The sequence below is a fragment of the Mycobacterium sp. E2699 genome (assembly GCF_001666745.1).
Classification (GTDB): Bacteria; Actinomycetota; Actinomycetes; order Mycobacteriales; family Mycobacteriaceae; genus Mycobacterium.
In genome coordinates, this window is record NZ_LZJH01000089.1 from 1 (window position 1) to 508 (window position 508).

Annotated in this window: 1 protein-coding gene; it reads right to left on the bottom strand. The window is 65.7% G+C overall.

What is annotated here, in order from left to right; genetic code table 11:
• A partial coding sequence (locus A5696_RS15755; protein ID WP_156738419.1) for an HAD-IC family P-type ATPase occupies positions 1-508 on the bottom strand: 508 nt, incomplete at both ends.

The window sequence follows — 508 nt, forward strand, 5'->3', positions numbered from 1 at the left end:
GCGACGGCGCCTGCAGCTGTTCCTCGTCGACCCGGTCGGTCGGGATCGCCAGCTGCGAGCTGTCGTAGAGCAGGTTGCCCAGCAGGATCTGGCTGGGCAGCATCGGCAGAAACGGCAAGAACGCCGACGCGGCGGCGGCGCTGAAGGTGTTGCCGAAATTGCTCGATGTGCCCATGAACACGTACTTGATGGTATTGGCGAAAATCCTTCTGCCCGTGGCCACCCCGGTGGCCAGCACCCCCAGGTCCTTTTCCAGCAAGACCACGTCGGCCGCGTCCTTGGCCACGTCGGTGGCGCTGTTGACGGAGATGCCCACATCGGCGGCGTGCAATGCCAGCGCGTCGTTGACCCCGTCGCCGAGAAACCCCACCGATCTTCCGGTGCGGCGTGCCGCGGTGATCAGCCGTGCCTTTTGGTCGGGGGAGATGCGGGCGAAGATACTGTGGTCCGCAGCGGCGCGGCCGAATTCGTCGTCATCGAGGCATTCCAGCTGCGCGCCGGTGAGAGT